Origin of the sequence: Desulfosporosinus metallidurans (genome assembly GCF_001936615.1) — a bacterium.
Classification (GTDB): Bacteria; Bacillota; Desulfitobacteriia; order Desulfitobacteriales; family Desulfitobacteriaceae; genus Desulfosporosinus; species Desulfosporosinus metallidurans.
This window is the reverse complement of sequence record NZ_MLBF01000042.1, coordinates 15546-41668: the sequence shown is the minus strand read 5'-3', so window position 1 is coordinate 41668 and position 26123 is coordinate 15546. Positions and strand designations below refer to the sequence as shown.

Sequence of the window (26123 nt, the reverse complement as noted above, 5' to 3'; positions counted from 1 at the left end):
TAATATCCTTAAACTTTTAGTAACTCTATATCCGTATCATGGGTTATATCGTATGTCAGTTGATTGGCGAAAAGATAAAGGATACATCCTAAAGGCTAAAGGGACAAGAGGGGATGTAATTGTTGGCTGGATTGAAAACCAAACGAACGAACAAGAGCCTTTAAAACATTGTCCTATCTTATAGCGTAAAAACTATGCGTATAATGATTCTTAGGCGCAGAAAATAGCCGGGACCCGAACGATAGAATGCGGGTTCCCGGCTTTATTATAGGAAGGAAAGTATTGCGCATAACTTGGAGGTAGCCTATGAAAGAATTTTTAGGTACTCTTGGACAGACCACAGCTAGGGCCTACGGTGAGGACTTGATTGATTTCTCCCGTTGGTTTGAGGAATCGGATGGTATAGAGCTAGTTGCTGGTCTTGTCACTACATTGGATCTAAGAGACTATCTAAGCCATATGTTGACGGTTCGTGGACTTAAGCCCTCGACGATCAACCGGCGCTTGGCGGCGATCCGCGCTTGGCTACAATGGGCTAAGAGGAAAGGAGCGATTAATGATCTTCCTGTTTTCCCTCGACATTTATCCGAACCGAAGAGAGCGCCAAAGTCTTTAGATCGGGTAGAAGAAGCTCGTTTTCTCCGTTCAGTGGCGAGAGAAGGAAACGTGCGGGATAACGCTGCAATTGGTCTGATGCTTTATGCTGGCCTGCGCGTGAGTGAGGCCGTATCAACTAAGCCTAGTGATATTGAGATCGGAGAACGCAAAGGGAAGGTTATAGTCCGTAACGGTAAGGGTATGAAGCGTCGGGAGGTACCGATCAATGCCGATGGCAGGGGAATGATTGGTCCATGGTTAGCCAAGGCAAATAGCGACTACCTTTTCCCTGGCAGCGTGGGAGGACATCTTTCCCCAAGGACCATTCAAGAGTTGATTAAAAAATATGCGTACCAGGCACAATTAGATCCCAATAGCGTAACACCTCATGTACTTCGCCATACCTTCGCTACGAAGATCTTGCGTTCCGGAGTGGACATTGTGACGGTAGCGGCCCTTTTGGGACACTCCCGCATTGATACTACTGCTATATATACACAACCAAGCTGGCGTGATTTAGAACGGGCTGTGGATGGACGGGAGGGAGGGAATGGGGAATGACTATACACCCGGCAAAGATGGTGATGATTTGGGATAAAAGGATTGAGTTGGTCAGAAAGAGGATACTGTCTTTAAGGCAAAGGGGTTTCAATACTAACGATGAAGATGTTCAGGCTCTTTACGAGAGACTTAAGTTTTTTCAGGAGTGTCGAAGGTATGCTTTAAAAGATTTAGCGTGGGAGGATGTATGATTATTGATGAGAGAATAGAAAATTACACTAAAATGATATAACGAGAGGAAAATCCAGTCTTTAAAATGCTCTATGAATTGAATAGGGGCTTGCTTATTAAGCTTAAAAATCACAAACGTGTAAATAACAATCTCAATGGCTCTGTAAGCCACGGAAATAAGGAGGGGGAGGAATAATATCCAACTCCTCCATTTAACTCAATGTAGGGAAAATATGGGGGATGGTTATTCAACATTGGTACAGTAGTTTGCGAATATTATCCAACAAGCCGTTCAGCCCGTCGCACAGCAAGCGGCGGATCAGGCGGTTAAGGATATTATTGACCAGGCGATTCAGAGTGGAGTTAAGCAGATTCAGCCAAGTGCATAGCAAATCCATAAATGTAGTAAAAGCCTCAGCATTCATTTGCTGAGGCTTTTTTGCATTATTGTTTAAGGTTATTAAAAGGAGTTTCAAATAGTCTAGTAGAATTAATATGAAAAGCGCTTTTTTGTTGGAGGGGCCTTATTTGAGAACCGCTAAACAACCAGTAAAAAATGCTCCATCTCCTGATATAATTCATGAAAACATCAGAGCTATTGACTTAGTGAATGACTTTTGGGCAGTAGCAAGGGAGTGTAGGGAGAGTTCTTATTATTTGAGTGGGTTAGAGGAACTGTTGTTAGTTCAGGCTAATCCGCTAGAAGTAAAAGTTACCAACTTTGTAACGAGAATTAGAGAACTTAAGGATTCCTTTTTCCATTTGGACGAATTGCTCTTAGTCAAAAGACTGATCGAAATAAGTGAAAAGTTAGTGCCCTTTGTCCCCCAGGCAACATTAGGAAGTAAAGAACTTTATAACGTTACTAAGAGCTATATTGAAATTCGTACCTCAATGGACAAAGTCCAAGTTGAAATTATTGAATATCTTACTGGAATTGTTGTTACAAAGATAAAAAAACTTGTAGAGGGAATAGAGCAACTAAAACCGCTACAGCAGCATTATGAACTTGGAGCTAGAATGGGAAAATCGTTTTTTCACTCAATTGACGTGGATAAGATAGCGACGTATAAGTTTTATGTTCAAGACCGTGAGGTTGATAGAGAATTAAAAATGATTGACATAAATTTATCCCAGTTATACAAAATACGGGACTATTCAGTTCTTATTGAACAAAAAAGACAGCAATATCGTTACTGGCACGATGCTTATGCTGCTTTACTGTTAGCCGCCCCGAAGGCTCAAGAAGAACAGGAATTTAAACTTCTTGAGAAGAAGCAACATTCCTACAGTTTTCAGGTAGCAGTTCTGACCTATATTATTGGTGCGCTTACATTTGCTACTTTGGTTTTTGGTGGAATTAGTACTTATTACGCATATAAAGACCACATCCCTACTATGCCGATAAAGAGTGGGGGGAATAATGGGGGTAGGGTTGAAGTAAAAGGCCTTAATTTCTTACCTGCTCATTGAATAAAAATCTTAAGGGAGCTACAAACCATGAAACTCCTCTCAACCCCCATCGTAGTCCAGCCAGATCCAGAGAGGAGCGATCCCTCTTGCTCTTAACCAACGAGACTATCGGCAAACAAATAGCCCACCATAGAAAAAAGCGTAAGCTAACTCAAAAAGAGCTAGCTGCTAATATCGGACTCCCTTACAGATATGTAAGCGATCTCGAAACTGGGCGAAGGGTTCCTAGGATCCATACGCTTGCTCGGCTGGCAACGGGACTCGGGATATCGATAGATGAATTGGTTGGAATACGTTAAGGGTCCTTACTTTTACGGTAGGGGCCTTTTTATTTTTGTGGGACAGGTTTCCCCTTACTTCGCGGTTAAGATATGAGATGATTAGGCCACCTTGAGGTAATTATCCCTTAACCGTATGCCAAAAGGCATTCCATGCGAGGATGATTGGCGAATGGTTTTGTAGCTATTTTGTCTATATTAAAAAGTTGTAGTTCTAGTGTCTCTCAATGTTTCTACTAATACATAATGGAAAAGTAATGCCGAAAAAAGGTGATCTTTACAGAGGGGATTAATTTGATTTTAGGAAAGACCAAGTTAACTTATGATGAAATGAAACGTTTAATTATCCATATGTCAATATGGCTTAAGTGGGAGTGAAATCATAGGGAAATAAAATATTAAGGAGAAGTGGTTATGAAGAGTAAACTACTTAGTATTATCAATGAGTTTGGAGAGCAATTAACAAAGTCTGAATATAATCAATATGTTACAAAATTGAGAGATTATTTAATACCATATATTTTGGAAAACAAAGGGTCAAATTTTGAGGTTGATAGAATTTTCAAAGATGAGTTTACGAGAAGTGATGTAGTTAATGCAACTATGTATTATGTGAAACAGAATCAAAATGTGGAGAGTATATCAGCAATTGATGATTATTTAGTTGCAATTAATAGAATTTTTGACGAGTTATTATTTGAGCGGTATTCTAATCCAACCTTAATGAGATTTAAACCATTTACTTCTCTAAGTAGTGATGTCCAAGATAAATTAGTTAAAGAAGGAATTGTTCTAAGAGATAGGGAGGTTAATCCTTCTATCGATGACGATCAATATGCATTCATCATTCAATATTTGAAGGACAATAAAGGGACAAGTCTTAAATCACATCAGATTAAGATAATAATTGAATTATTCCTATTATATGGATTTAGCCATGATAAAATGGCAGAATTCAAAATCGTTGACTATAATTCTAATCAAAAGACACTTAAAGTTGAGTATAAACGGGTTATGACAAGAAGTATATACCTTGAATTGCCCTATTCTTTAGCTATTGAGATTGATGAATATCTAAATCTAAGAAATGCTAAAGAAATACTAGACTCAAATTTGTTATTTACTACTTTGAGAAATAATAAAATTGACAATGGATTCATTACAGATATTTTAAATTTAATAAAAGAAGATTACTTTAGGATAAGCGGAGTAGGATTGAAGAAAAATCAATTTACCCCTACAGGTCTTCAAAAATATGCAATTATTCAAATGATTCTAGCTGGTATGAATCAGTCTGTCATTATGGATCTAACTGACCAAAAAGAAGATATTTATAATGATTGTCAGAATGAAGTAAACCGAATGAAAGAATTAAATAGAAACAGATATGTCAATCACATGATAAGAGGTATTTCAACATTTGATTCAATTTAACTGACTGGTATCTATTAAGAATGGTCTTGGGGGATTTGAGGAGTCGTCGTCCATAATCTGGGGGGGGAACCAACTTCACTTAACACGTATTCCCGAAATCTGAGCGTGAAACCACAATCAACGCCCCCCTCATCCGGATGGATCGAGGGGGGCGTTGATTAACATAATCTTTCATTATAGGAACCAATTGGAGGAGGATACACACGTTGTTTGTCAAGACGATCGTCAAGCCCCAAATCATTAATCAGCTGGGTTTTGGTTATACATCTATCTGTATGTGCTATTACAGTTGCTCCGAGCATTCCGACGGCAATCATAACACTGCTCGAATTTAAGCTGGGAATTAAAGTGTGGTAAACAACCTCGCCCCAGGCTGGTTTGGCATAGAAAATTTCTAGGAAATAAGATAGTCCAATGACAGCAATCAGGACTGTAATAACCCGTTCCACCACATGTTGCCCAAACCTCTGTAAATACACGATCAGAAAGGTAACCCCAATGGTCATTAATCCCGAGACAAGGAGAGGAATACCAAAAAGTAGATAAAAGCCAAGTGTTGCTCCTAGAAACTCAGCCATATACGTCGCCATGGCGGCAAAAAGAGTAATTGTCCAAAGGAAAGTATTAACGGGTCTACTAAAAACCCGACCACAATGTGTCGCAAGATCTATGCCCGTTGCGATGCCCAGTTTCGCGGAAAGCGTTTGCAAGAAAATCGCAATCAGGTTGCTCCAGAGAATAACCCAAAGAAGTGTGTAATTGAAGTTAGAACCTCCACTTATGTTTGTTGCAAAGTTTCCTGGGTCGATGTAGGCGACACTGACGACAAAGGCTGGACCTAGATACCGTGATAAGGCTTTGAGTTTTTCTTGCCAGGTTTCGCGAATGAGAGGGAGTGGTAAAGAGATATTACGTACTAGGAGGGGAGGAATGCCGTCATTCATAGGAGAACACTCTCCTCACTAAGGGATCTTTCATCACATTAACACCGCCTTTTTTCAATTTCATAGACTGAGGTCCTATTTACAGCGTATGGAATTGAGTGTGAAGGGGTTACATTTTTACAAGCGTGTTTTATTCGTATATAATAGTATGTATTAAATGGGTGATTTGGAATTGAGGAGGAACAGGTGTGTTTGAAAGTGATATTCTCGTAGCCGGGGCTGATCCAGGATTCGGAGCGATAAAACTTGACACCGGAGACACGAAGGTTTTGTTTCCTGCCGTGATTTGTAAGGGAAATGAACGGATCTTTTCGACGTTGGGAAATACTCTGATTAATAAGGGATCCGACTTAGAAACACAGATTGCTTCTCTGGACGTGATTGTGAAGAATTATTCTACGGGCGTGGAACGGCATTATTTTATGGGGAGCTTGGCGGAGAGCTTGAATCCGAACGAAGCTCATTATTGCTGGGATGAAGATAAGTCCTCGGATGAAGAGGCTACAGCCCTGCTTGTGGTTGCTTTGGCTCTGGCCCAAAAGAGCCCCAAGGCGAATGTCTATCTTGGCACGGGCGTACCCGTAAAATATTATGCAAGTTTGAAGAATAAGTATGAAGCGGAGTTAAAGGGGTCCTTTTCTGTTGAGTTTCGTTCCGGACCCATGGAAGGGATCACACGTCACCTGAACATCCTACGTTCCCGAGTGCTGCCACAAAGCTATGGTGTATTCATTAAGGAGTCCCTCAATGAATATGGGATTCCGATAAGCGCCAAACTATTTAGCGGCTATGTTGTGGTCATTGATCCTGGCTTTCGCACGACAGATATTGCTGCGTTTTATGATGGGATCATGCTCGACCCACCAAATTCCTTTAGTCTTGAGAAGGGGTTGAAATGGGCTTATATTGGGGTGGCAGAAAAGCTAAAGGAAATGACCAGCAATCACGCCAACCCGATTGAAACCGATGATAAAGAACTCGATAAGATTTTCCGAGTTAATGGTGGGTTGTATCCCTGGAATAACGGGTCGCTTAACCTCAATCCGATCATGCAAACTATGCTCACCCAGTTAGGGACGGATATCTCGCGAGAAGTGAAGAAAGCTTTAAAACCAATGCTCGGCAAATTGCATACGGTTCTCGTATCCGGAAAAGTTGGGGAAATGGTTTTTGAACATATTCAGTTAGAAAATAAACAACTGATTGAGGATCCGCAATTTGGAAATGCTACGGGTTTTCGCATCATGGCGGCGACCTTGGTTAATAATATTACGAAGAAAGCGAATGTGCAGGAATGATACTTTCTCAATCTTCCTTTATTCCTCTGTATTTCGATGACGATGAGGCGGATCTTTGGCAAGCTTTGCAACGGATTGAACCCGAAAAGAGAAGTTCCTTTATTAAAGAGACATTGCGACAGGGGTTATTAAGGACGCTCCCAAAAGACACCTTGAAGGTAGATAGCGTGCACGATCCTGAAGAAACTCACGATGATGCTGTGGAAGAGAAGTTTAAAGAGATAGAGACGTTTTCGTTGGAGGCATTATTTTCCGAAGCGCACGTACCTGAACAAAGTGACAACCTACTTATGAAGGCAAACCCCCTTCCTTCCGCTGGGTACGAGTATATGATGACGCATGTAATTGGAACAGAAGACGATGAATCAATTCTTAAACTTTTGCGAGGAGGAGAAAAATCATAGACGGTCCGCTCTGGAGTTTCATAAAGGTTTTACTCGCTTTCATGTTGGTCGGAATAAATGGTGTTTTCGTAGCTTCTGAATTTTCATTGGTGAAGGTTCGCAAGACTCGGTTGGCTGAGCTGGCGGAGAATGGATCGAAGAGAGCGCAAAACGCCCTTGATGTGGCCTCGAAACTTGATGCATATCTTTCGGCCTGTCAATTGGGGATAACGCTATCTTCCCTAGGTTTAGGCTGGCTCGGTGAACCAGCGATTGCGTCATTAATCGAACCCTTGTTTGCGAAGTTGGCTGGATGGAACACGATCTACACTGACACGATTGCGGTAACGATAGCTTTTTTACTTATCTCGTTCTTACACATCGTACTGGGGGAGCTTGTTCCCAAGTCATTGGCCATTCAAAAGGCGGAGGGTATTGCACTTGGTACAGCGGGCTTTTTAAAAGATTTTTACCTGATATTCTATCCTGTAATCTATGCCCTTAATAGTGTCGCGAATCTCGTGTTGCGCATTTGGAAAGTTAAACCGGCTAATGAGGCTGATTTAGCGCATAGCGAAGAGGAACTACGCATGTTGGTTGATGCTAGCCAAAGACATGGTTACCTGGATAAAATGGAAGGTAAGCTGTTGGACAATGTGTTCGAATTTTCAGACCGCATTGCTAGTGAAGTGATGATTCCCCGTCAAGATATGGTGTGTATTTTCATCCAAGATTCGTTTGAAGAGGTTCTCGATGTTTTGAAAAAATACGGACATACACGTTATCTTCTGTGTGATGATGATAAAGATCATGTGCTAGGGTTAGTTCATATGAGAGACATATTTCGGCTAAGGGAACAGCAAGATAAGAAGGATATTACACAAATCAAGAGGGATATTCTCGCCGTTCCTGAGGGAATGCCCATTTCTCATCTTGTGCAAAAAATGCGGAGCCAACGAACCCATATGGCTGTAGTCGTGGATGAGTTCGGTGGATCGGCTGGGCTTGTCACGATTGAGGATATGCTGGAGGAATTAGTCGGAGAAATCTACGATGAATTTGAATCGGAACAACCAGATATTGTGAAATTAGCCGAAAATGAATATCTCCTTAACGGCAGAGTTTTATTGGAAGAAGTTTCAGAAATGTTGGAGATCCAACTTGAAGAAGAAACTGTTTCCACGATTGGGGGATACGTTTTTTCCCGGTTAGGTCGTAAACCCGTAAAAGGGGATGCCGTATACTTTGATGGGTTCCACTTTGAAGTGATGGAGGTTATCGGATTTAGAATTACCAAGGTTAAGGTCATGAGAAAGCCTCAAGATAGCAAAAGCGAGAAAATGCTGGGAGTGAATGAAGCGGTTTGACGGTTCTATTCCGTATGTGGATGATTCGAAATTGAGATATGGCCTGCAAGGCGAATTACTTGCAGGCCATTTAAGATCAAGAGTAGGCCTTATAACTCATTGTGATTTAATGAACACTGATTTTGTTTTCTACCAACCAATAATTCACCTGAGTAAGATAAGCAAAGAGCTGTGGTATGTCCATCAATTGTCCAAACCAAGGTCGACCGGATGGTAGAGTATCGGAGAGCTTCATGAGATCCCGAAGGGCGGGGATATTAAGGAAGGGAAGAAGCGGGGAAGTCGAGTCTTCAATGATTTCTTCGAGCCAAGTGCGAACGGCTGAAAGATAACTGGGGTGGTGAGTTTTTGGATAAGGGCTTTTGCGACGCCAAAGCACATCGTCGGGTAAGACACCGGTGAGAGCACGTCGTAAGAGCCCTTTTTCTCTGCCTTCAAGTGCTTTCATCTCCCAGGGAATGTTCCAGGCGTATTCAACTAGGCGATGATCACAGAAGGGAACCCGTACCTCGAGACCCGTTGCCATGGTCATGCGGTCCTTGCGATCAAGAAGGGTTGGCATGAAACGGGTTAAGGTTAAGTAAGTGATCTCTCGGATGCGGGCCTCGCGTTGTAGATCCCCCTTAAGTGTTCTGCTATCTTGGTGACCATTGGAAGAGGAACCTGGAAGGCGGGGGAGTTCTGCTAGCGCTTCTTCATACCGTTCAGACAAATAATCATGAGGCTGAAGACGATCAATCAGCTCGGGGGAAAGCACTTGTAAACGGTTTTCCACCTTTAACGCCCAAGGAAAGGTTTGTGCTCCTAGGGAGTCTGGACGATGAAACCAAGGGTATCCGCCGAACACTTCATCAGCGCATTCTCCGGATAGACCAACTGTGATTTTTTTCTTGATGGCGCGTGAAAAGAGCAACAAAGATGCATCAACGTCAGCCATGCCCGGAAGATCTCGAGCCAAGGTCGCATCTTTGAGAGTTTCAACGAGTTCAGGGGTATCAAAGACACAGTTGGTGTGCTGAGTTCCGAAACGTTGAGAGACACGTTCAATCCATGGCCCATCTGCCCCGGGTTGAAAGTCATTAGGATGAAAGTATTTATCATTCTCAATGTAATCGACAGAAAAAGTTTGCAGGGGGCCCTTCCCATTTTGAGCCAGGGATTCGGCAGCAATTGCAGTAATCGCACTGGAATCTAGTCCTCCTGAGAGGAGGGTTCCGATGGGTACATCGGAAACGAGCTGACGTTGGACGGTATCCATAAAAAGATCGCGTATCTTAGCCGTCGTTGTCATCAAATCATCCTCATGAACATGATTGGGGAGCGCCCAGTATCTGCGAATTTGTAGGCCGTTCAGAGAATATAAAAGAACGTGCCCTGGTTTTAGTTCGGAAATACCTTCATACACACCCACTCCAGGAGTACGCGCTGGGCCGACGAGGAAGACCTCTGCCAGTCCTTCCTTCCCGATGATGGGGGAAATATTCGGGTGCTTCAGTAACGATTTCAGTTCAGAAGCAAACACAAGTGCGCCACTCTGTTCAGAGTAAAAGAGTGGCTTAACCCCCATCCGATCACGCGCTAGAAATAATCGTTGTTCTTTACTGTCCCAAATTCCAAAGGCGAATATTCCGTTCAAATGTTCAACGCAAGAGGGACCCCATTCTAAGTAGGAGAGAAGTACCGCCTCCGTGTCCGAATGTCCTTCAAAGTGATAGCCGCAACTCATGAGTTCTTGACGGATTTCCGGCGTATTATAGAGTTCGCCGTTATAGACCAGGGTATACGTATGTGCATTTCTCTCGCGTATCATCGGTTGGAGACCTCCCAGGGGATCAACGACGATGAGTCGGCGGTGTCCAAATGCAGCACGAGGGGAAAGCCAGAACCCTTCTGCATCCGGCCCCCGAGGGATAAGAGTTTGTGTCATACGGCCTACGACATCTTTTTGCAGGGTTAGATCATGTTTCCAATCCACCCAACCAACGATTCCACACATGTAAATTCCTCCTTATGCAAATAGAAATCATTATCAACTGAAGATACAACATTCTATGTTTTAACCACGAAAAGGGTTCATAGTGACTTTCATTATTTCCCATAAGTTTTCGACGTACCCGGAAGGAATTAGGAGCGCTCATCAAGAAAATTTATAATCATGCCTTATATGAGGAGGGATTATTATGGATAATATTCAATATGACCCTGAACAGATATTAAACGGCTTTACAGAAGATAGTTTGAAAGAACTAGCAAAACGATTAAAACGAAAAATAAACGAAACAAAGAACGATATCATTCAGGAAATTTTATCTCCACCGCAAGGAAAAGCAGAGGAAAGGGTTAAGATCTGGCAAGAAATCAATCGACACCTCAGAAAAGAATTAGAAACGCTCTCTGAGGAAACATTTTTAATGTATTCTACTGGAGATGCTTTATCAATAGAACAATTTAAGGTTGGATACATGTTCACGTTGAGTGCTAACCCGGAAATCAAAGCACGAGGGGAGGAGTTATATTGTCAAGCCGAGGAGAACAAAGAACCAGAGAAAGAAGAAGCTTTACCAGTAATTGCTACAATGCCAGTAGAGATAGTAACCGAGCAAGTAAAAGGGGTGATAGAAATTGAGGAAGTAGAGGAGGGGATAGAAGTTGAGGATGTGGAAGAAAGTATGGACGTTGAGGAAACCAAAAAACTACAAAAGCGGATAAAGACTCTAGAAAATAAGCTAAGAAAAGCCAATTTGGAAACCCTAAGAACTAAGGGACAATTAGAAAAACTTAATAATGAAATTATAGCAATAAAAGCTCAATGGATGAAAGAAAAAGAAGAGGCTGGGAAATTTCGCAACAGAGTGAGAGATCTCGAAGGGGAACGAGCAGAAAAAGAAACAGAAATAGAGATCCTAAAACTAAAATTAGAACAGGCAAAGACCTTAACCCCATCAAAAGCAAAGGAACAATCACAACGTCGAGACCTCCATGAAGTCAGGAACCCGTTGTCTGGCGAAATCGACCTCGCCGCATTTCAAGGAAGGAAAGCTTTGATATTTGCAGATCGTGATCATGAAATAGAAATCAGGCTCAACGCATTGGGTATCATTCCGATTTGGGCCATGGAAATTGATTGGAATCGTCCGCGACGAAGAATGTCCACCTGTGAACTTGTCTTATATAAACAGAATGACAAAATAATCGAGAAACTTGATGAGATTCGCGATGTTGCTCGGTACTGGAATATCCCGTGCAGTGAACTCTTAAATACCAGTGGGAGGATCGTCCATGATTAGAGATAGTAGGATTTGGAATTCAGTTATTATCGGAAAACCAGTCATTGAAAGTATTGATGTGGATATAAACTCTCAGTCTTTGCGTGTGCAAGTGGACATGATCTCCATTTTACCGGATAGTATGCATAAGGCTTTAGATGGAAGACGTCAAATTACAATCTGGGGCAAAGATCTAATGTTGGCTGGATTTCCAGACGAACTCGTGACAACTTCTCATTTTCGACAGTTCGAGATTAATGAGAGCCGAAAATCAAGAGCTAGGGAATTTTTCCAAAGCAGACTTCTTTCTTTTACGGTGGAAGCGGTGAAAAAAGATACACAGAGGGTGTATTTTAATGGTAAAAATGTCGCCTTCCACGATACCCCGCCTACGTTTAATCCTTACACCTCACAATTCACGCCGATTCCCATGATTGCCAAGGACGTGCCAGCGGAGCGTGTCCAAAGGATACTTTATGAGAGGTTGCCCTCGATTGATTTTCTCTCGTATCAATACCCAGAAGATCCCCCTCTAATCCTCGGGTATCGGAATCATTTTTTTGGCTGTAAGTCCGGTTGGTTGGGGGAGCTTAGGCAACACTGGCGGATTTATTGTCCAGAAGGGGAAGAAGTCACGTGTGTCCCGGACGAAATTCCTGAAAGTCAGATGTTGAAACGTGGCAACTTAGCGTTCTTGTTGGATGAGGACTTAAATGAAATCAGCAATCATTTGTTATATGGAGAGCCTTTCCCAGCAAACCAATTCATCAATCGTTTTAGTGCATCGTCTCTAGCGCCTCTAACCCCAGCCCCACGTGCGCAATTCGTGAAATTCCCAACCATTGAGTCTGTGCTAAAAGTAGAGTCTATTTTGGCTCCCCTCCTTGTTGGACAAGAAATGATACGGCCTCCTAAAGAACAAGTATCTGAGGAAAAAACCTTTAAGGTACGGGCTTTTGAGGCCCAGGAAGTTGTGGATAACGGTGAGCAAACGTTTATTAATGATTTAAATCAGGTGGCTTTGTCCAATCAGCTTGTGTATGATATGGAAGACCTCGTGAATTTTCACATCGCGATTAAAACTGGTGCCTTAGTGGTCTTAGCGGGAATGTCCGGCGTAGGAAAATCTCAGCTTGTTATCAACTATGCCCGAGCTTTAGGCCTTTCCGGTGTGGATGAAGCGGGTGAGGAACGTAAACAGTTCTTATTTATTCCGGTTCGTCCGCCCTGGAATGACGATGCCGACTTGATCGGTTTTTACGATGCAGTACACAAGATCTATCGCCCTGCGGAAACGGGGCTTGTGGATTTGTTGATCGAAGCCTCAAAAGAGGATAACATAGACAAACTCTATCTCATTTGTTTTGATGAGATGAATCTCGCTCGTGTAGAGCATTACTTCAGTCAGTTTCTGAGCATTTTGGAACTTTCCGAAGACCGCTACTTAACCTTATATAGCGAAAAACTCGCGCCAGAAGTCTATAACCGGCACGAGTATTCGCCACGAGTTCCCATCGGAAACAATGTGTTTTTTGTTGGAACGGTAAACATTGATGAATCGTCGTTTCAATTTAGCGATAAGGTCCTAGACCGTGCAAATGTCATAAACCTTAAAATATATGAGTCCTTACGCGCCTGGAAGTCCGTATTCGAAGAAAGGGCAGCGGAAAAGCCTTCTGACGAAGGTGCTCAACTCTCGCCTGTACCGGGCAAGGTGTTTGCCTCATGGTGTAATAATTCACCCACTGAGATCGGATTGACCGATGATGAAATCGATTTCTTAGATGAATTGAACTTAGCCTTGCGTAAAATTGATAAAAACCGGGTGGTGGGATATCGAATTATTCGCCAAATTGGTTCGTATCTAAAGAACATTCCTTGCAATGTGGAAGGGCAAGGATTTCTTGATCGAGGAAAGGCCTTTGATTTACAGCTTGTGCAACGGATTATGACCAAGTTTAAAGGCCCGGAGTGCGACTTGGAACAGCTCTTTGGTAAATACAGGGATCGAGAGCAGGCAATCAGTCCAATTCTTAAGTTGTTTGAAAAGTATCATACAGTTTCAACCTTCAGCAATTCGCGGGATGTCTGCCATAAAAAAGCAAAGGAACTTTTAGATCATGGCTATGCATCTTAAAGACGACGGGATCTCTATCTTATTTTTAATTGGTCGACAGGAAATCCCTCGTTCAGTCTCAGAGAACAGTGTCATTGAAGTTTTTGAGCGAGAAAACTTGGGCGTTTCGTTTGCTTCAAACCGAGAGGATGCCTACCTCTATATTGATGGCTTAGATGGCTGTGATTCCTTGAAACTACACCTCGACGAGGAAGGAATTCCGTGTTTGATGCCTGGGACGAAACGCTTTCCTCTCTATAGTGATGCCAATGAGGATTATCCGTTGATTCCTGGAGACTATCTGATCATCGTGAAATGTAAAGGAGACGTTTTTAATTCGCTAGAAGCAACACTCCGGGTTAGACCCAACAATATTACAGAAGACGAACTTAACGTGATGCGGAACGAGCTTAACGAAATGGTGCAGGGTCTCGCTTATGACCAATCACGAATGAATTATGGGCTCAGACTTTACGGTGAAAGTGGGCTACTTCCCCCCCTAGTGTTGGCCGAGTTTGTGATTCTGAATCACATAGTTAAGGAGCTCGGAGCAACTCTTGAAGATTTGACTCGCCGTCCAGATCAATCTTTAGAGCGGCAGTATCGAGAAGTTAAGGCTAACGTGAAAAGTAAACAGGATGCCAAGTCCTACCGCTGGCTGTTATCGGTACCTGGGCAACGGGCCAACTCAGCCGCTAAAAGCATGGTGCAGCCGGAAGTCATCCTTGGTATTATTGATCACCTAACGTTTGATACGCCTGAAAATAGGATGGTGCTGGGTTTCCTTCATTATGTTTCTTCACAATTGGAGTTCGTTTTGAAAGCGATAAGAGGTACGATAACGGAAGAGCAGAGGGCGATTGAATCGAGGACTCCCTATGTATTCCTGCAAAAATCAACAAGCAACGAAGTTCGGGCCTTAAAGGCGAAAATTGTACATCTTGAATCAATGGAACGGAAAATGCAGAAAGGGATTTTTTCTGTGCGTAAATGCATGGATTATCCGGTGTTTAAAGGACTAAAACCGGTGGGCTCCTCGAATCATTATTCGCTTAAGATTGAACGGGATTGGCGATACAAGAAAGTATTTGCATGGTGGAAACAGCTGAGGGCCCAGGATTTCCAAATTCCCTTATACCATAATTTTAAGGTGCAATGGAAGCGGACCGATGTTTTATACGAATATTGGTGTTACATCAAAACGATTCTTGCACTGGAGCAGGTGGGGTATACTCCTGTTTCCGGCTGGATATATGATGAGTCTTACCAGCCCAATATGGAATTTGTTTTTCCAGTCCTTCAAGATGATACCTTAGTGGAAATGGTGAAAGGTTCGACCCGTCTTTCCGTGTTATTCAACGAAAAAATGCCCCGAGCAAAGCGCGGCGCACTCAATACCAATCGCATTCTTTATATGGAAGGAACGAATTATAAGCCGGATATACGAATTGATGTTTTTGCTAACGAAGGGTATACCGGTTCCATTATTGTCGATGCCAAATACCGCAAACGGTTAAACATCTGGAACAACGATAGAGTGGAAGAGGAGAACCGTCCAAAAAACATGAATACGTTGCAAAACTATGCCAATTCTCTGAAGTATATTGGGGATCCCGCCGGAGTGTCCAAGGCTATCAGAGTCATTGCCCTTCATCCAAGTCAAGGGCCAGAGGTCGAAGACATAGAGGATACAAATGTAAGTCTGATCCAACTCCGCCCGAAAGAGCGGTTAATCCATTACTCGGAGTATTTGAAGAGGTTAATTGAGGGCTAGCAGGTGCCACTGGGCGGAACGGGGGGACAGGTTCCTTGTTTTTGTCCTGAGGAAATCATAATCGGTAGTATTAAGTTTTTCTTTGATTGATGGTAATCCATCCTAAAAGCTCTTTATTAACGAATTAATTGCATAGTCGACATCCTGGATTGAATTAAAATGGCTGAAACTAAAGCGTAACGTTCCGTGCGGAAACGTTTTAAGCGTTTGATGCGCAGAGGGAGCACAATGAAGTCCGCAGCGGGTCATAATCCCAAAGCTTATAAACAATTGGTAACTAACTTCTGCATTATCCAGATGCGGAAAGTTCAGAGATGCAATCCCTGTTCGGTCTTGTTTTGGTTCGGGGCCAATGAGCTGGACACCAGGAATAGTTTGCGCTTTTTGTATAAACCTGTGAACAAGATTGAGCTCTTTTTCTCTAATAGTTGTAATGCCTTCGGACAGTAAGTATTTAAGCGAGGCATTAAGCCCGTAAATACCGGGCAAGTTTAATGTACCCGCTTCAAATCGATCGGGCATATAATTTGGTTGAAGAACACTCTCTGATGCGCTTCCCGTTCCCCCTTCGATCAATGGTTCAACGAGAGAGGCCAATTTATCATTTAGGTAAAAGCCGCCTATTCCTTGTGGGCCTAAGAGTCCTTTATGGCCTGTAAAAGCTAAAGCATCGGCCTTTAGCTTAACAAAGTCTATCGTTAAGAAACCAGCTGTCTGGGCGCAATCAATGATAAAAAACAGGTTATGCTCCCGGCATAGTTTGCCGACTTCCTCTAAAGGTAATATCGTACCACTGACATTGGAAGCATGAGTCATAATAACCGCTTTTGTATTAGGCCTAATATGGAGGCATAAGTCGCTGGTGCGAAGTTCCCCTTTGTTATTACAGAGCACCGTTGATAGTTCAACCCCTTTTTCAGCCAGAGAAGCCAGGGGGCGCATAACCGCGTTATGTTCCATGGAAGAAACAATCACATGATCGCCCGGTTTCAACAATCCTTTAAGGATAACATTAAGACTTTCAGTAATATTTTTAGTAAAAATGACGTTTTCTGGTTTGGGAAAATTGAACAGGTTACACAGAAGTTCCCGTGTTTCATAGACAATGTTGGCAGCTTCGAACGATGCCGTGTAAAGCCCACGATTAATATTACAGCCATTATTGGTTAAAAAACCGGCTACGGCTTCAGCCACACCAGGGGCCTTAGGGAAAGAAGTAGCCGCATTATCTAAATATAATCCGTTCATGACACCATTCCTTTTAAAAAGAGCTTCGTCGTTTAACGAAGCTCATACTATTTTGAGTTCTCTCAGTGTTCTAAAACGCCCGCATTTTATTCTTCAGCACGATAAACCAACTCGTACAGATTCCCTTGAACAGCATAGATCTTCTCGATTTCGTCGGAAATGATCTCGCAAAGATCGCCGGTAAAGTGGAATTTTACGCCCATGCCACAACTAGAAGTCAACTTGCGGGGTAAAGGGATTAATTCCCCAACATATTCAGAGTTTTTAAGGAATTTAGTAAATTTAATGGCGGAAGAATTGGTGTAGAACAAGACGATGTAGTTCATAGAACTACTTCTTCTTCGCAGATATTTCAAAGGTATTAGCGTCGCTATCGAGTTCGACAGTGTTAATAGTGTAGCCTGTTAAGTTCAAGTATCTTTCCACATTGGATTTAGCTGTTTTACTGTCAACTAGGACGGTTACTTCAGTCGAGCAAACTTCCAGTGCCTTTTTGGTCATAAGAACCGGTTGGGGACAGGACATTCCTCTTGTATCAATTTGTGCCAACCCTAACACCTCCTTTAACGGTCGCTTTCACATCTTTTTCTAGGTTGAAATAAGCAATCATAAGCAAGAGAGCAAAACCAATGAGTACCGCGATTTTCCCATTAGGGGAAGGGCCTTGTGCACTGGAGGCAAGGGAAAAGTTATGAGCAAAGGCAGCCCCAGCAGACATTCCTAAAATTGTAATTACGGAATCAACATTCCCTTCGGCGGCTAGAATAAGTTGTCTTAAGGGGCATCCTCCCAGAAGCACAGAACCCCATCCGGCGAGTGCCATGCCTAGAAAATTCCATAATCCATCAGCATGTGCAATGGATTGGCCGGAAAAACCAAGCTTGTAAAAACCAAAGTATAAATTTCCCAAGGTCGCAAAAACAAAGATTGAGATAAATCCTAGAATTAAGTAAGTATCTTTAAAGAGAATAGCATCGCGAATACCACCCACCATGCATAACCTCGTTCGTTGCACTAAGACCCCGATGATCAATCCTGCAGCAAGAGCGATCCATACAGACGCATGCGCAGCCCCCGGACCTTTCTTACTAAAGAAAATAAAGGCAGGCGCTGTAAGAAGAAGGATAAAAAGCCCGATATTAACCATTGGAAAAAGGTAACCCTCGAATTTAGAGAGTCTATAGGTCCTCTTAAGACTAAAACCACTTTTTAAGAAAATAATGCCGACGATGATTCCAACTACAAATCCTGCTAAGCCAATCAGAGCATTAAGGTCACCGCCCCCAAGCCTTAATACCATGCGGAGGGGACAACCTAAAAACATTAAAGCACCAATCATAACTACAAAGCCGAGAATAAATCGGATGAAGGGGGAGGAGCCTCCTCGAACATCAAATTCCTTTTTACCAAAGGCTATCATAAAAGCTCCAAGGACGATTCCAATAATTTCGGGACGTATGTACTGGACAACGTCTGCGCGATGTAATCCCAAGCTTCCCGCCGTGTCCCGAATAAAGCAGGCGATGCAAATTCCCATGTTTACAGGATTACCAAAGCGAACTAAGATGACAGCGAGGATCCCAATGACAGCTCCAGTGAAAATTATGCCTTTTTTACTATCCATGTTACTTCCTCCTTTTATGGATCAGAATATGGTGTGTTAAAAAGTTAAACCTGGTTTAATCCCCCCTTCATACATAACATTATAGTAATACATTAACATAATATTACTATAATGTTAAAAATACAATAACTATTCATATTTATCGCAAGAATTTTCCATCAGTTATTTATTGTTACTACTGCGGTTCCCAAGTTAATGAGTGCAAAAAGAAAAAGACCACGTATAGTGGTCTCTGATTGGGGACTGCTCTATGAGAATTAGCGATTCATTTGTTTCAAGGAATACTCGTCGTTTTCCTTCTTTCTTGATAACAGTTGATGATTTGCTGGGAAGTAGAGACATTTTTTGCTAATACAATCTTTATTCTTCCCATATTGTTTGCAGGTGTATTCTGCTTTTTGTAAACTGTCAAAGTAGCTTGTAACCTGCATAAATGATTCTATCGAGGTTATTGCTTCACGTTTGCAGCATCTTGGTCCACCGTATTTGCTGATTTCAAGCAATGCATGTCCGGTAACCCTGTTGGCGGCTCCACGTTCATTCTGAGACATAGGGGTTGCACCTTCGATAATAGATACTGCAATTCCGGTTCCCACGCAAGCCCCGCAATTGCCATAAAGACCACAACTGCCGCCTTTTATGTCTTTACCACGCTTAATTGCTTCCTTGATTTTTGAAATATCCTTTTGCCCGTTTAGGTTCTGCCAGGCTGCAACCAAAACTGAAGGAACGATGCTGTGATATTCCGGTCCGTGCATATTCAGCCCGGGTAATTCAAATACCATTTGAGCAAGGACTAGTGGATTCTTCTCATCACTTGCCCATAGAAGTTGCTCCACTTTTCCGAGGATATCAAGGCTGTGGCATAGATCGCACACATAATGGCCTTTTGAACATCTGACATAAGCTTCAAACTGCTGACCACAAATATGGCAGACCTCTTTTGTTGATGAATCCTTGGAGTACAAGAGTTCCTGACCGCATATTACACAGCCCTTGGTTTTTTGTGGCTCACTTAAGGCAGACTTAGCTTCTAACTTTACTTGAATCATTATGAGGCCTCCATCGTAATAGTGCTGACTGCTAGATTAAATCCTAAGATTGCAGAAATTTGGAGAAACCACCAGCTATACTTTTTACATTTGTATATCCTTTGAGATTAAGGAACATCACCCCGTAAATTGATTGGATACCACCATTGCAATAAATGATAACTTCTTTATTTTTAGGGAGTAACTTGCTATATTGTTTTGGAAGATCCTTTAACAAGCAATTTATTGAACCAGGTATTCCATCTTTTTCAAAAGCCTCTGAGTTTCTTAAGTCCAGAAGATAGAAATCTTCAGGGTTTTTTTGATTTTTGAGCTTGGATTTAAATTCATCAATTTTGATTAAATTAAAGTTACTTGAAATGCTTTCAATAAAAATGTCTTCTGATGCTTTAAAATCAGGTAGACCAAGGAGCGGATTGTGTGTAACTCTATCTTTGACAATAAACGTGGTGAAATCCATCTTCAGATTTTTTTGAATGATTATATCATGCCCAAGACAGAGTCCCATTAAAATAGTAAATTCGACCCCGGCGGAATTTAAAGTATTTGCTTGCCCTAGGGGGTTGCAGGATACTGTATCGTTAATCTTGCCTGGATCAATCTGAGACTCCTTCAGACCATCAACAGTGCATGAAACCATAGTAAATTTAAAGTTTTTTTTCTCAAGATATTTTCTCAAAGCTACTGCTTCTTTTTCCATGCCATAACAGTAGGCAACCCCGATATGCATATAGCCGCGAATCTTAGAATATTCTACAATCTCTTCAAGGCGTGTAAGAGTTCCGGCTCTGCCATTATCAATTAACCTTGAGGCTGCTTTTGTGTAACGTTGATTTTCCTGCGATGTATAGCTTTGCAGATATTCATTGCTTCTGTCAGAGCAGGGAGATAATTTCCTACAACTTTTGAGAGTACATTTTGTGCAATCCATGGTTACCTCCTAGAATAAGGAATCGGATTAAACCGACCATCTGATGGAGAACATTTTGAAGCCAGTTGATCAAGAATCGGTGGCATTAGCTCGGCAGGGACCGAACTTGGGTAATAATGTTACATTATACCCCTTAGGGGTATAATGTCAAGAATTAGAATAAAAACTTATCACGGCGATTCGTGAACCTATAAAAAAAGAACGGCGGAGGTAAGATTAATTTGCAAGTATGATAAGTATGATGTATCCTACTTATAGGGGTGGTAAGAATGATGCAACACGGTAAATTTTATGGTTCGACAGTTATGGGAGAACGTGGACAAGTCGTTATTCCTGTTGAGGCCAGAGAAGAGATCGGTATCGAACCCGGTGAGAAACTTGTTGTTCTTGGGAATAAGAGAAGAGGAGTCGTTATCTTATTCAAATCCGATGTTATGACGAGATTTGCCGACATGATGTTTCGAAAAGCCAGATTCTTTGAGGAGATGTTTAGTTCTCCCTTAGAAGATTCAGAACAGGGTAAAACTAAAGGGTAATAGGTCTCAGCGCCACAATCTGAAGTGAAGTCGTACAGCTGAAAAGGCATAGTTGTAAGGTGAACATAATGTTCGAAGCTTGAGACCAGGGAGGAATTTATGCCAATCATCATTAAGTTTTTTAAGGATCAACGCTTTCGAAAGATCATCTCCATGTTTCTGCTATTTGTAGTTCAACTTTGGTGGGTTAATAAGAAAAAACGATTCCTCACAGAGGAAAACTATCAGAAGCAGACCAAAGCCATTTATCGGAAACAGGCCAGCGTATTTACAGAGATGGCTACAGAACTTGGGGGACTTCTTATTAAACTGGGACAATTTTTTAGTTCCAGGGTGGACGTTTTACCTGAGGAATACACAAGTGAGCTTTCGAAGTTGCAGGATGCCGTCAAACCGGTTAGAACGGAAGAAATCATCAAGCGGATTGAAGAGGAATATAGCTGTCCTATTGCTGAGGTTTATACGAACTTTTCTCAAGAACCTATTGCTTCTGCTTCTTTGGGGCAGGTTCATACCGCTGAGATAAAAAGTCATAATAAAGTAGCGGTTAAGATATTGCGCCCCGGCATTGAGGAGATTATTCAAACAGACTTTAACGCGCTCCGGTTTATGGTGACCTTCGCAAAGCGATATCCCAAGATTAGTTCAGTCGTTGATTTGGAGCAGATCTATAATGAGTTTGTTGAAACGACACTCGATGAACTCGATTACGGCAAAGAGGGTCGGCACGCGGATACCTTCCGAGCAAATTTTTCAGAAGACTCAAGAGTCAGTGTTCCTGAAGTGTATTGGGAATACACGACTCAGCGTGTACTGACCATGGAATATGTCACGGGCTATAAAGTGAACGATTATGAGACTCTAGAAAGGGTCGGGTTAGATCGGGCACAGATTGCGGATACCTTAATTTCCGCTTATGTGCAGCAATTACTGACCGATGCATTTTTCCATGCAGATCCTCATCCTGGTAATTTACTCGTTAAAGAAGACGGAACACTCGTTTTCTTAGATTTCGGAATGGTGGGGCGGATTGAGAAAGGCATGCGGGAAGAATTGACTGCCTTCGTCATAGCCTTATTCAAGAAAGATACCGATCAAATGATGATCGTCTTTGAAAAGCTTGGGTTCCTTCGACCGCATGCTGATAAACAAACCTTAGCTAAAGGACTCAAACTCATATTGGCTGATCTCTTTGAAGATCCGAACCTGAATAAAATCAATTCAGAGGAATTCCTTCTAGAATTAAGAGAATTTATGTATTCCCAGCCGTTTCAAATTCCGGCGAGCACCTTGTTTTTAGGAAAGTCGCTCTTAACGATCATGGGAATTTGTGGTGGACTGAATCCTAAGCTTGATCTTATAAAGACGCTTCGACCTTATGCGGAGGAACTCCTAGCTGGAGAGGATAAGGGAAATGGCACTCGAAACTTTATTCTAGACCAAGCAAAGAAGACACTTGCAGAGTTCATTACTCTGCCTGAAAAATTAAACCGACTTATTACTGGGTTAGAAGTCGGTGAGATTAAAATTCACCCGTCCAAGAGTTTTGAGTTAAATCTCCTACAAAACCAGAGGGACCAGGCAAGCCGAATTGTGCGCGCGATTTTTAGCAGTGGGTTCTTAATCTCTGGAGCGATTTTGCTAGAGGGCCCCTATTTTAAGGTCGGATTGATGCTAATTCTTCTTTCAGCTCTAACCTTCGCTACATTTTTGAAACGCAACTCGAACTCTGCGGGGCAAAAGAAGATGGGACAAAGAAGCAGGGCCATGCGAGAATCCGCAGGATTTCGAAAACCGCGGTTTCATCCCTAAGTAATAGGTTTTCGGAGAATTCACCTTGTGGTTCATTCAATTCAAATAGGATTAGAAAAGGAGAGGTATTTATGAGTCTGGAGAACATTAAGTTTACCTTCGAAGAAAATGAAGAAGGTTTCACAGTGACCCTTAAAGGGGATAAAGAGAAGCTTAGAGCGAAGTTGGAAGCGTTTGAGGCGTTCCTGAATTTCCGAGAGAAAGCTAAGCAAGCAGGTTTCGAGCATCCTGGCAGCGGTTCCCCTATTCATCAGTTTTTTAAAGCCATGCACGAACACCATGCACATCATGGTCAAGGGGGGCATGGGCATTGTGGTCATCATGCTCACCACGGAGAACACCCCTTCAAACACGGACATTGTGGAGAGTCTTCCAAGAGTGAGACTCCAGTGAGTCAAAGTGAGGAAAACAAACAGGCAGAAGAGTAAATGAAACATGGGGACAGGTTCCTTGTTTTTGACTTTCATTATTTGAAGCAACGCACCTTTCATTTGTTCGTCGAATGGGTTTATCCTTGAAATCATAATCGATAGAATTAAGCTTTTTCTTAGGATACTGAAAAACCGTAAAAAGGAGCCATCGCCGGTACATGCCGGATGAAGGTTTCTTTTAACGGTTTATTAGGTGGGTCGTGCTCGCACCCACGTTTTGTTTTATTCCATTGGTGCTTTAACCAAGTAGAATTTTGATTAATCGAAATATAATGCTTCTAGCTTTTCCATAAACTTTTTTTCCATCGTTGCTTGTGATTGTTTTACTTCTGAGAGTTCAGATTCCACTTTGCTCAAACGAGATTCTACACTATCTAGCTTATTAAGAACTTCTCCAAAATGTTCAAGCATCAAGTCTTGAAATTTCTCATTATTCATATTGGCACTTCCTTATAAGTAGTGAATTGATTATATGATTTTTTGAAGAAGTCGAGGGAAGGATTTGCAATATTTAGTTGGACGCTCAACTTGTCGGCTTAGTGATCAAAATCGTTCAGCTCTTGGATGCTTTTGTGTTTTCTTTTATCGGTTAGTGACTATAACGAGTCTTTTTCATGCACATAAACTATCGTGATTAAATGATGATAAGGAGTCGATCAAGATGGTGGCATATCAACAAAATCCCAGAGGTCATAATCACGGAAGCCTAACTCATACATCTTGCGCTCAAGCGCATGTTCATCAGTGCTTAGATATCACAGGTCCAGCAGTTCCAACTCCAGATGGTAGTCATGTTCATCATTCCGAAAGCTGGGTTCTTTATGAACATGGACATTCTCATTATTACAAATCTATATCAGGACCAGCCCTGCCTTTACCGAACGGCTGGCATGTACATGACTGGAATTTCTATACAACGGTGGATGTGGGGCATCGCCATCATGTTTCGGGTCCAGACATGCCTGCTCAAGAGATTTAAAGAACTTGAGTGTGCGCTCTCTACGGGGGACAGGTTTCCTGTTTTGACCTTCATTATCTGAAACATCGTACCTGTCCCCGTGTTTTTCCCGTATTTCCTAAGAGACAAATTCCATAATTTTTTCATAGGAATTTTCAGCATCAGCATACCCGTTATGAAGCAGTCCATAAAGCTTTTTGGAATCTTTCTCTAATCGTCCAACCTCTAATTCCCTTGAGGGTCTTATTACAATTGCCTTATTTTCCTTTTCAAGCTGCTCAATATAATCCAAGGTTTCATTATAATTTTTGTAGCGATTCATCATTGTTTCTAATAATAAGGGATAATTTCTATAGTTTAGCTTAAGTAGTCCGGTAAATTTTCCGGGACTCTTTCGATATCCCTTGTTTCTGGTTAAAACAATAATATTCTTTGTATTACCATCCTTAATGGATTTATTTATAGGGATGGAATCGGAAATTCCACCATCTAATAATTCATAACCTTTATATTTCACAATAGTAGATATCATTGGCAGAGAAGCGGATGCTCTTAAAGCCTGGAATTTTTCACCCAAATCATCCTTGTTGAAATAAACTGGTTTTCCAGTTTTGCAATCGGTTGCTCCAATCAAAAAATCACAAGGAGATTTCTGAAAGGTTTCATAATCAAATGAAACATGCTTATTGGGAATTTCATCAAAGATAAAATCCATTCCAAAATATGATTTAGTCAAGATGAAATTTCTTAAACTCATGTACCGCCAATCTTTAACGTAACCAATAATGACCTTTTCGTTTCGACCCCGTTGCTTTGAAATATAGGACACGGCGTTACAGGCTCCGGCTGACACGCCTATAACATACTTAAAGTATAAATCCTTTTCCATAAAATATTCCATGACACCGCAGGTATATAGTCCCCGCATACCTCCGCCTTCAAGCACAAGCCCTACATTTTGCATAATGAACACCTCAATTTTATTCAAACTTGGTTACGGTAAGAATAGCATGGCAACTTTTAACTTTCAATATTAGTTTGGATTACACAGGATTACTTTGTAACATGAGCGCTGAAAAGGTACACGTTCACCCGAAACCCCGAAACTATAAGTTAAATAAACCAAAAGCAAGCCCTTGACGGTATACGCTGGTTGAAGGGGCTCTTTTTGTTTATTCTTTGGGTGCTTTAACCAAATAAAACTTTGATTCTGTCGTTTAGCTCTTGGAAGCTTTATGTTTTCTTTTATCGGTGAGCGACTATCGCGAGTCTTTTTCACGTACATAAACTATCGTGATTAAATGATCATAAGGGGTCGATCAAGATGGTGGAATATCCACAAAATCCCAGAGGTCATAACCACGGAGCGTAACTCAACATCTTGGCTCAAGCACATGTTCATCAGTGCTCAGCAGTTCCAACTCTTGATGGTAGTCATGTTCATCATTTCGAAAGCTGGGTTCTTTATGAACATGGACATTCTCATTATTATAAATCTGTATCAGGACCGGCTCTGCCTTTACCGAACGGCTGGCATGTACATGACTGGAATTTCTATACAACGGTGGATGTGGGGCATCGCCATCATGTTTCGGGGTCCAGATATGCCTGCTCCAGGAATTTAAACCTATCTTTTTGTGGCCACGATCATATATTATTTGTTTAGAATTGTCTGCGCAAAAATATTTTGTGTCTCCTATAAATTTTTATTTTCATTGACTTACTTTCATTTCTTATCTTATCTGAAACACCGTACCTGTCCCCGTGTTTTTGCCCGTGTTTTTGATAATCAGTGGTATTAAGTTTTCTTTAGGGATGCAGAAAAAACCGCAAAAAGGAGCCATCACCGGTACATGCCGGATGAAGGGT

General features: G+C 41.8%; 26 protein-coding genes and 1 pseudogene. 17 read left to right on the top strand and 10 right to left on the bottom strand.

Translation table 11 applies throughout. The annotated features are described in order from the left end of the window. The 6 genes from DSOL_RS28455 to DSOL_RS19290 all read left to right on the top strand — a co-directional run. Positions 1 to 184: hypothetical protein (locus DSOL_RS28455; RefSeq protein ID WP_207649647.1), on the top strand; the 184-nt coding region annotated here is incomplete at its 5' end. 122 nt (positions 185 to 306) lie between these two features. Continuing rightward, entirely contained in the window at positions 307 to 1158 is an 852-nt protein-coding gene (locus tag DSOL_RS19310) for a tyrosine-type recombinase/integrase (protein WP_075366441.1), read from the top strand. After that, entirely contained in the window at positions 1155 to 1349 is a 195-nt protein-coding gene (locus tag DSOL_RS19305; RefSeq protein WP_075366440.1) for a hypothetical protein, read from the top strand. The genes DSOL_RS19310 and DSOL_RS19305 overlap by 4 nt, the downstream gene beginning before the upstream one ends. Positions 1350 to 1857: 508 nt before the next feature. Next, positions 1858 to 2802 carry a hypothetical protein gene (locus tag DSOL_RS19300; protein WP_139314535.1) on the top strand — a complete coding sequence of 315 codons (945 nt, stop codon included), beginning with the start codon at positions 1858 to 1860 and terminating at the stop codon, positions 2800 to 2802. Positions 2803 to 2888: 86 nt separating this feature from the next. Continuing rightward, positions 2889 to 3101 carry a helix-turn-helix domain-containing protein gene (locus tag DSOL_RS19295; protein WP_075366438.1) on the top strand — a complete coding sequence of 71 codons (213 nt, stop codon included), beginning with the start codon at positions 2889 to 2891 and terminating at the stop codon, positions 3099 to 3101. A 393-nt stretch (positions 3102 to 3494) separates the two neighbouring features. After that, positions 3495 to 4514 (top strand): site-specific integrase, encoded by a 1020-nt coding sequence (locus tag DSOL_RS19290; RefSeq protein ID WP_075366437.1) that lies wholly within the window; start codon positions 3495 to 3497, stop codon positions 4512 to 4514. A gap of 275 nt (positions 4515 to 4789) precedes the next feature. Here DSOL_RS19290 and DSOL_RS19285 read toward each other — a convergent pair. Continuing rightward, positions 4790 to 5458: pseudogene (locus DSOL_RS19285) on the bottom strand (Nramp family divalent metal transporter); the annotation flags it as partial. Between the two features lie 188 nt (positions 5459 to 5646). On the opposite strand from DSOL_RS19285, the gene DSOL_RS19280 reads away from it, so the two are divergent. From DSOL_RS19280 to DSOL_RS19270, 3 genes are read left to right on the top strand one after another with little or no spacing between them, the layout of a single operon-like run. Next, positions 5647 to 6756 carry a ParM/StbA family protein gene (locus tag DSOL_RS19280; RefSeq protein WP_075366436.1) on the top strand — a complete coding sequence of 370 codons (1110 nt, stop codon included), beginning with the start codon at positions 5647 to 5649 and terminating at the stop codon, positions 6754 to 6756. Next, the gene (locus DSOL_RS19275) at positions 6753 to 7160 is read left to right on the top strand and encodes a hypothetical protein (protein WP_075366435.1); all 408 of its coding nucleotides are present in this window, start codon (positions 6753 to 6755) and stop codon (positions 7158 to 7160) included. Before DSOL_RS19280 ends, DSOL_RS19275 begins: the two co-directional genes overlap by 4 nt. 41 nt (positions 7161 to 7201) lie before the next feature. Further along, positions 7202 to 8506 (top strand): hemolysin family protein, encoded by a 1305-nt coding sequence (locus DSOL_RS19270; protein WP_075366434.1) that lies wholly within the window; start codon positions 7202 to 7204, stop codon positions 8504 to 8506. Between the two features lie 106 nt (positions 8507 to 8612). Here the strand turns inward: DSOL_RS19270 and asnB are convergent, their stop codons facing one another. Then, the gene (gene asnB, locus DSOL_RS19265; RefSeq protein ID WP_075366433.1) at positions 8613 to 10502 is read right to left on the bottom strand and encodes an asparagine synthase (glutamine-hydrolyzing); all 1890 of its coding nucleotides are present in this window, start codon (positions 10500 to 10502) and stop codon (positions 8613 to 8615) included. A 184-nt stretch (positions 10503 to 10686) separates the two neighbouring features. Between asnB and DSOL_RS19260 the strand changes: the two genes are divergently transcribed. The 3 genes from DSOL_RS19260 to DSOL_RS19250 are packed head-to-tail and all read left to right on the top strand — an operon-like array spanning position 10687 to position 15662. Further along, positions 10687 to 11793: a hypothetical protein gene (locus tag DSOL_RS19260; RefSeq protein ID WP_075366432.1), complete on the top strand. Its 1107-nt coding sequence runs from the start codon at positions 10687 to 10689 to the stop codon at positions 11791 to 11793. Beyond that, positions 11786 to 13909 carry an McrB family protein gene (locus tag DSOL_RS19255; RefSeq protein WP_075366431.1) on the top strand — a complete coding sequence of 708 codons (2124 nt, stop codon included), beginning with the start codon at positions 11786 to 11788 and terminating at the stop codon, positions 13907 to 13909. Before DSOL_RS19260 ends, DSOL_RS19255 begins: the two co-directional genes overlap by 8 nt. Further along, the gene (locus DSOL_RS19250) at positions 13893 to 15662 is read left to right on the top strand and encodes a DUF2357 domain-containing protein (protein WP_075366430.1); all 1770 of its coding nucleotides are present in this window, start codon (positions 13893 to 13895) and stop codon (positions 15660 to 15662) included. Before DSOL_RS19255 ends, DSOL_RS19250 begins: the two co-directional genes overlap by 17 nt. Before the next feature lie 102 nt (positions 15663 to 15764). Here DSOL_RS19250 and DSOL_RS19245 read toward each other — a convergent pair whose 3' ends face one another. The 6 genes from DSOL_RS19245 to DSOL_RS19220 all read right to left on the bottom strand — a co-directional run bounded on the left by DSOL_RS19245 (position 15765) and on the right by DSOL_RS19220 (position 20517). After that, the gene (locus tag DSOL_RS19245; RefSeq protein ID WP_075366429.1) at positions 15765 to 16910 is read right to left on the bottom strand and encodes an aminotransferase class V-fold PLP-dependent enzyme; all 1146 of its coding nucleotides are present in this window, start codon (positions 16908 to 16910) and stop codon (positions 15765 to 15767) included. 86 nt (positions 16911 to 16996) lie between these two features. Then, on the bottom strand, positions 16997 to 17236 hold the full coding sequence (locus DSOL_RS19240; protein WP_075366428.1) for a putative Se/S carrier protein: 240 nt from the start codon (positions 17234 to 17236) through the stop codon (positions 16997 to 16999). Positions 17237 to 17240: 4 nt separating this feature from the next. Further along, positions 17241 to 17468, bottom strand: coding sequence for a sulfurtransferase TusA family protein (locus DSOL_RS19235; protein ID WP_345788406.1), 228 nt, complete (start codon positions 17466 to 17468; stop codon positions 17241 to 17243). Further along, positions 17446 to 18534: a YedE family putative selenium transporter gene (gene yedE / locus DSOL_RS19230; RefSeq protein WP_075366426.1), complete on the bottom strand. Its 1089-nt coding sequence runs from the start codon at positions 18532 to 18534 to the stop codon at positions 17446 to 17448. The genes DSOL_RS19235 and yedE overlap by 23 nt, the downstream gene beginning before the upstream one ends. A 257-nt stretch (positions 18535 to 18791) precedes the next feature. After that, positions 18792 to 19586 carry a DUF5714 domain-containing protein gene (locus DSOL_RS19225; protein ID WP_075366425.1) on the bottom strand — a complete coding sequence of 265 codons (795 nt, stop codon included), beginning with the start codon at positions 19584 to 19586 and terminating at the stop codon, positions 18792 to 18794. Between the two features lie 43 nt (positions 19587 to 19629). Next, complete coding sequence (locus DSOL_RS19220) at positions 19630 to 20517, bottom strand: DUF1847 domain-containing protein (protein WP_075366424.1); 888 nt, start codon at positions 20515 to 20517, stop codon at positions 19630 to 19632. 269 nt (positions 20518 to 20786) lie between these two features. On the opposite strand from DSOL_RS19220, the gene DSOL_RS19215 reads away from it, so the two are divergent. From DSOL_RS19215 to DSOL_RS19205, 3 genes are all read left to right on the top strand, one after another. Beyond that, complete coding sequence (locus tag DSOL_RS19215) at positions 20787 to 21053, top strand: AbrB/MazE/SpoVT family DNA-binding domain-containing protein (RefSeq protein ID WP_235838903.1); 267 nt, start codon at positions 20787 to 20789, stop codon at positions 21051 to 21053. Positions 21054 to 21152: 99 nt separating this feature from the next. Beyond that, on the top strand, positions 21153 to 22865 hold the full coding sequence (locus tag DSOL_RS19210; RefSeq protein ID WP_075366423.1) for an ABC1 kinase family protein: 1713 nt from the start codon (positions 21153 to 21155) through the stop codon (positions 22863 to 22865). Between the two features lie 71 nt (positions 22866 to 22936). Beyond that, a complete protein-coding gene (locus DSOL_RS19205; protein WP_075366422.1) occupies positions 22937 to 23293 on the top strand; it encodes a hypothetical protein in 357 nt (118 codons plus the stop codon). Positions 23294 to 23554: 261 nt separating this feature from the next. On the opposite strand, the gene DSOL_RS19200 is transcribed toward DSOL_RS19205, so the two are convergent. After that, entirely contained in the window at positions 23555 to 23734 is a 180-nt protein-coding gene (locus tag DSOL_RS19200; protein ID WP_075366421.1) for a hypothetical protein, read from the bottom strand. A gap of 223 nt (positions 23735 to 23957) precedes the next feature. Here DSOL_RS19200 and DSOL_RS19195 point away from each other — a divergent pair, with 223 nt between their 5' ends. Further along, positions 23958 to 24275 (top strand): YmaF family protein, encoded by a 318-nt coding sequence (locus DSOL_RS19195; RefSeq protein WP_075366420.1) that lies wholly within the window; start codon positions 23958 to 23960, stop codon positions 24273 to 24275. Positions 24276 to 24372: 97 nt separating this feature from the next. Here the strand turns inward: DSOL_RS19195 and DSOL_RS19190 are convergent, their stop codons facing one another. Beyond that, positions 24373 to 25218, bottom strand: a complete 846-nt coding sequence (locus tag DSOL_RS19190; protein WP_075366419.1) for a patatin-like phospholipase family protein — start codon at positions 25216 to 25218, stop codon at positions 24373 to 24375. A 417-nt stretch (positions 25219 to 25635) separates the two neighbouring features. Between DSOL_RS19190 and DSOL_RS19185 the strand changes: the two genes are divergently transcribed. After that, positions 25636 to 25920, top strand: a complete 285-nt coding sequence (locus tag DSOL_RS19185) for a YmaF family protein (protein WP_235838902.1) — start codon at positions 25636 to 25638, stop codon at positions 25918 to 25920. Positions 25921 to 26123: the final 203 nt, after the last annotated feature.

Bases quoted from the DNA above. Each gene is read 5' to 3' on its own strand.
- DSOL_RS19310 (WP_075366441.1), top strand. From the start codon at position 307: ATGAAAGAATTTTTAGGTACTCTTGGACAGACCACAGCTAGGGCCTAC.
- DSOL_RS19305 (WP_075366440.1), top strand. From the start codon at position 1,155: ATGACTATACACCCGGCAAAGATGGTGATGATTTGGGATAAAAGGATT.
- DSOL_RS19290 (WP_075366437.1), top strand. From the start codon at position 3,495: ATGAAGAGTAAACTACTTAGTATTATCAATGAGTTTGGAGAGCAATTA.
- DSOL_RS19275 (WP_075366435.1), top strand. From the start codon at position 6,753: ATGATACTTTCTCAATCTTCCTTTATTCCTCTGTATTTCGATGACGAT.
- DSOL_RS19270 (WP_075366434.1), top strand. From the start codon at position 7,202: ATGTTGGTCGGAATAAATGGTGTTTTCGTAGCTTCTGAATTTTCATTG.
- asnB (WP_075366433.1), bottom strand. From the start codon at position 10,502: ATGTGTGGAATCGTTGGTTGGGTGGATTGGAAACATGATCTAACCCTG.
- DSOL_RS19260 (WP_075366432.1), top strand. From the start codon at position 10,687: ATGGATAATATTCAATATGACCCTGAACAGATATTAAACGGCTTTACA.
- DSOL_RS19255 (WP_075366431.1), top strand. From the start codon at position 11,786: ATGATTAGAGATAGTAGGATTTGGAATTCAGTTATTATCGGAAAACCA.
- DSOL_RS19250 (WP_075366430.1), top strand. From the start codon at position 13,893: ATGGCTATGCATCTTAAAGACGACGGGATCTCTATCTTATTTTTAATT.
- DSOL_RS19245 (WP_075366429.1), bottom strand. From the start codon at position 16,910: ATGAACGGATTATATTTAGATAATGCGGCTACTTCTTTCCCTAAGGCC.
- DSOL_RS19240 (WP_075366428.1), bottom strand. From the start codon at position 17,236: ATGAACTACATCGTCTTGTTCTACACCAATTCTTCCGCCATTAAATTT.
- yedE (WP_075366426.1), bottom strand. From the start codon at position 18,534: ATGGATAGTAAAAAAGGCATAATTTTCACTGGAGCTGTCATTGGGATC.
- DSOL_RS19225 (WP_075366425.1), bottom strand. From the start codon at position 19,586: ATGATTCAAGTAAAGTTAGAAGCTAAGTCTGCCTTAAGTGAGCCACAA.
- DSOL_RS19220 (WP_075366424.1), bottom strand. From the start codon at position 20,517: ATGGATTGCACAAAATGTACTCTCAAAAGTTGTAGGAAATTATCTCCC.
- DSOL_RS19215 (WP_235838903.1), top strand. From the start codon at position 20,787: ATGATGCAACACGGTAAATTTTATGGTTCGACAGTTATGGGAGAACGT.
- DSOL_RS19210 (WP_075366423.1), top strand. From the start codon at position 21,153: ATGCCAATCATCATTAAGTTTTTTAAGGATCAACGCTTTCGAAAGATC.
- DSOL_RS19205 (WP_075366422.1), top strand. From the start codon at position 22,937: ATGAGTCTGGAGAACATTAAGTTTACCTTCGAAGAAAATGAAGAAGGT.
- DSOL_RS19200 (WP_075366421.1), bottom strand. From the start codon at position 23,734: ATGAATAATGAGAAATTTCAAGACTTGATGCTTGAACATTTTGGAGAA.
- DSOL_RS19195 (WP_075366420.1), top strand. From the start codon at position 23,958: ATGGTGGCATATCAACAAAATCCCAGAGGTCATAATCACGGAAGCCTA.
- DSOL_RS19190 (WP_075366419.1), bottom strand. From the start codon at position 25,218: ATGCAAAATGTAGGGCTTGTGCTTGAAGGCGGAGGTATGCGGGGACTA.